A 4,063-nucleotide genomic window follows, 5' to 3' on the forward strand; every position below is an offset into this window, starting at 1 on the left:
TATCGCTTCCGCTTCCGTCACCGTGTCCACGGCTGCGAACCGGCGACGTCATCGCCGCCCAGCCCAGCGATCCGGAACCAGGGCCGCGCACCCGCCGCCCGCATCGTCGGCGCGTCGCCTGCCGGGGTGAATCGCACTGGGTCTGATGGAGGACCAGGTTATCGGATTCCGACCAGGGTCTGGTCTGCCCGTTTCGTAGCCTAGAACGTCTCCTCGGACTCTAGTTGCGGCACGTCATTGAGATAGCCGTGCAGGCGGTGTCAACGGCGGGCAGAAATTGGCCCCTACGTGACGGGCGAATTTTGACCCCTCTGGTTGTTGGTCTGTGCGGTCATGAGGTCTCGTCGTGCTTTGGTCCGGTAGGACTGGCCGCCGAGGGTGAGGACCTCGGCGTGGCGGACGAGGCGGGCGATCATCGCGGCGGCGACGATGTCGTCGGCGAAGATTTCTCCCCAGCGGCCGAAGGGCATGTTCGAGGCCACCAGGATCGAGCCCTGCTCGTAGCGGTGGGCCACGAGCTGGAAGAACAGGTTCGCGGCGTCGGAGTCGAACGGGATGTAGCCGACCTCGTCGATGATGGGCAGCTTGTAGCGGCGCAGCTTGCGCAGCTCGGCCTCGAGACGGTTTCCCGCGTGCGCGGCCTGCAGGCGGGTCAGCCAGCCGACGGCGGTGTCGAACTGCACGGCGTAGCCGGCGGCGATCGGCTTGTATCCGAGGGCTACCGCCAGGTAGGTCTTGCCGACTCCCGGCGGGCCGAGCAGGACGACATTGCCGGCTTTGCCGATGTAGGTGCTGGTGGCCAGGTCCGCCAGGACGTCCCTGCGCAGGCTGGGTTGATGGTCGACGTTGAAGTCCTCCAGCGTCTTGACCTGCGGGAAGCGTGCAGCCCGAGTGCGGACCTGGATGCCGGAGGCCTCTCGGTCGGCTACTTGGCGGCCCAGGACCGCGGCCAGGTACTCCTCGTAGGTCCAGCCCTGCCTGCGGGCGGTATCGGCGAGATCGGCGAACACGCCCGAATTGGTCGGGGTCTTGAGCACCCGGGCTGCGTAGGCGACCTGGGAGGAGGCGTCTTCGCTCATGCCGACACCTCCGAATCCAATGCTGCGTTCCCGGCGAAGTCGGCGTCGTAGAGGTCGTCCTAGTCGCACAGCGAGCGCACCACCGGATCAGTGAACGAACTCATCGGTGGTTGCTCGCGGGTCCGCTGCCAGTAGTCCACGCGCAGTTGCTTGGCCAGCTCCACATGCTCGGGGTTGGTGACCGTCCCGCGGCGGGGCCAACTGCGGCGGTGCTCAGCCACCAGGACACCCGCGCAGGTCACCGTCACTGTATGCAGGCTGGCGACCTCGACCAGGCGCCCGATCACGCGGGGGTCGACCGAGTAGTCCACCGAGTCGATACGCACGTAGTAGTCCCGCGCCAGTCTCACCGTTGTGCGCAGGCCAGTGGTCGGTGCGACCGGCGGGAGCGCGAGCATCCGAGCCCGGTCCTCGCCTAGTGCGTCGACGGGTCGAGCTCCCAACACTCGCACGGTGCGCGAGTTGGCTGTTGCCAGCCACTCGGTGAGCTGGTCATTGAAATCGTCGGGGCCCGCGAAGGTCCGGCCCACCATGAACGACAGACCGAGGTAACCGTTGTGCCGTTCGACCATGCCTTTGAACCCTGGGTCCCGCGGCGGGGCGACGACCAGCATCGACGACAATGTCCCGGCGAACGCCGCGGCATCGACCGTCGGATTGCCCGCCGAGGTCGCGATCGCCGATTCCCGATCCCACCACAGGCGATGGGATACAGCCCCGAGCCGGCACAGCAGCAGCCACATCCCGGCCAGGATGTCCCCGGCCATCCGGGAGGGGATCATCGTCGCCGAGATGTACCTCGAGACCGCCAGCGTCATCACCAACACCGGCATCTGAGCACTCTGACCTGCGCCCAGCGGGATCGGCATATTCGGGAACCACAGATCGCACTGCGTCGTATCACCGGGCTCGTGCTCGATCCGGTCCGCCGGGTCAACCCCGCGGTACTCGGGGCCGACCGCTCGCACGCGGTCCTTGAGCACGGTCATCGAGTGCGGCCAGGCGATCCGCTCGGCGATCACCGCGGCCGCCATCGTCGGATACTCCGCCAGCAGCTTGCGGATCTCCGGTTCGAAAACGCATCGGCCAGCGATCCCTTCGGGGCTCGCTTGTACTTTGGCGGCTCGGATGAGGCCAACGCTGAGCGCACCGCGTTCCTCGCGATCCCCAGCCTCCTGGAGATCTCCTTGATCGGCACACCCTCGCTGTTATGCAGCCGGCCTATCTCGGCCCACTGCTCCACTGCAATCACCCTCCCAGGGGCGGGAGGGGTCGAGATTCACCCGTCACCGGGGGTCAGTATTCACCCGCTGTACGCGGACACCCGCAGTCGACAGGCGGGCGTGGCCAGAGCCAGTGGACCCAACTCAAGGTGGCCAGTTCGACGTCCTCCACGGTCTTCCACGGTCGCCCCTCGCGGAAAGGCCACGGATGAGCTCGGCCTTGTAGTAGCCATTGACCGTCTCGGCGAGCGCAATATCGTAGGAATCTGCGACGGTGCCGATCGAGGAAGCTGCTCCGATCTCGGCGAGGTGCTCGCCGTCGCGAATCGACGTGAACTGCGACCCGGCATCACTGTGGCACCGCAGCCCGGTCAGCTGGGTGCCGCGTGACCAGCGGGCCATCTCGATCGCGCCCGGGACCAACGTGGTGCACATGGGCGAGGCGACCCGCCACCCGACGATCGTGCGTGAGAAAGCGTCGACGATGAAGCAGACGTCGACGACCCAGTCCAGGTCGGCACGAATGTCAGGTCCGAGACCCACAACTGGGTCGGCGCGGTGGCAGTGAAGTCACGACGCACGGGGTCAGGGTCGCGCGGCATCCCCGGGTCGGGTCCTGTGGTGCGCACCCGCTTGCTGCGCCGGACGCCCTCGATCCCGCCGGCACGCATCAGCCGGGCGACCTGGTCCCGGCCGATGTCGCGGGTCCGCACGCTGGGCCGCCGTCCACAACTTTCGTGCCCCGTAGACCCGGAAGTTGTCCGCCCACGACTGCCGTACGACTGGACCCATAACCTCATTACGCTTCGACCGCGTGGACGGTTCTCCGCTACTTGACCTCGTAGTAGCTACTCGGGTCCACCTGCAGAACTCCGCAGATGCGCTCGACCCCCAAACACCGGCCCGCGAGGACATCATCGCGGTTGGCGTCGATGAACGCGGCTACTTCTTGTGATGCGGCCTAGCTCCGCCCCAAAGAAACTTGCTGCCCTCTTCAGAATTTCGTTTGCCCGCTTGAGCTCGCGGACTTCCTTCCCGCGAACCTTCATCCTCGCCGAGTCGCCCCCGCCCCGTGGCCCTCGCCAATATCGGCCTGACGCACCCACGAGCGCACGGACTCGCCCGCCATAGCCAAGCTGAGCTGACACCCGCTTCACCGTGCCGTGATCGGTGCCCAGATCGGCTCGCAGGGTCCTGACCATCCGCACCGCGGCAACCTATTCTCCAGGGCTATAGCGACGCCTGGTCGACTTGCCGGGCTCGTATCCTTCGGCATGAGTCCATCCTCGTTCCCAAACGATGGAGACTCCCACCAACCCAGTGCGATTCACGACACGATCGTTTTGCTCGATTCGCCCGGAGCCGGCAACACCCAATTGGAACTCTCACAGCGGGTAGAACGCTATTGCCACCCGCTCGAGGCCGCGGTGCGCGTGCCCTCCCACCAGTCGCGAATGGTCATCGACGAGGCCGGCTACGTGAGATTCGACTCCGAGGCCGGCGCCATGGGCTCCGGGCGCCTCGCCCACCCTTGCTCAGTGCGCGTTCCATGTGTCGCGTGGCCGCGCTGCCGGACAGCCAGAGCGGCCTCGGCAGTGCGGGCCTGGCCGGGACGAACAGACCGACGAGTCGGTTTGTGTGGGTGTGGGTGGAATGACGAGAGCCCCGAGTCACCTGTGAGGGTGATTCGGGGCTCTCGTGTGAAGTTGTGTTCGGCGGTGACCTACTCTCCCACACCCTCACGAGTGCAGTACCATCGGC

Annotated in this window: 1 protein-coding gene and 2 pseudogenes; all 3 read right to left on the bottom strand. The window is 66.4% G+C overall.

Features of this window, described 5'->3' with window-relative positions; translation table 11 throughout:
• Nucleotides 1-284: 284 nt before the first annotated feature.
• On the bottom strand, nucleotides 285-1,079 hold the full coding sequence (gene istB / locus AC3DE3_RS17080; RefSeq protein ID WP_260487314.1) for an IS21-like element helper ATPase IstB: 795 nt from the start codon (nucleotides 1,077-1,079) through the stop codon (nucleotides 285-287).
• 140 nt (nucleotides 1,080-1,219) lie between these two features.
• Nucleotides 1,220-2,331, bottom strand: a pseudogene (gene istA / locus AC3DE3_RS17085) (IS21 family transposase); the annotation flags it as partial.
• 101 nt (nucleotides 2,332-2,432) lie between these two features.
• A pseudogene (locus AC3DE3_RS17090) lies at nucleotides 2,433-3,578 on the bottom strand (IS3 family transposase); the annotation flags it as partial.
• Between the last annotated feature and the right edge of the window lie 485 nt (nucleotides 3,579-4,063).

The organism is Dietzia sp. IBK-p2-16D (assembly GCF_057773085.1).

What these genes read in the sequence shown, in the direction of transcription:
- istB (WP_260487314.1), bottom strand. Translation starts at nt 1,079, where the DNA reads ATGAGCGAAGACGCCTCCTCCCAGGTCGCCTACGCAGCCCGGGTGCTC.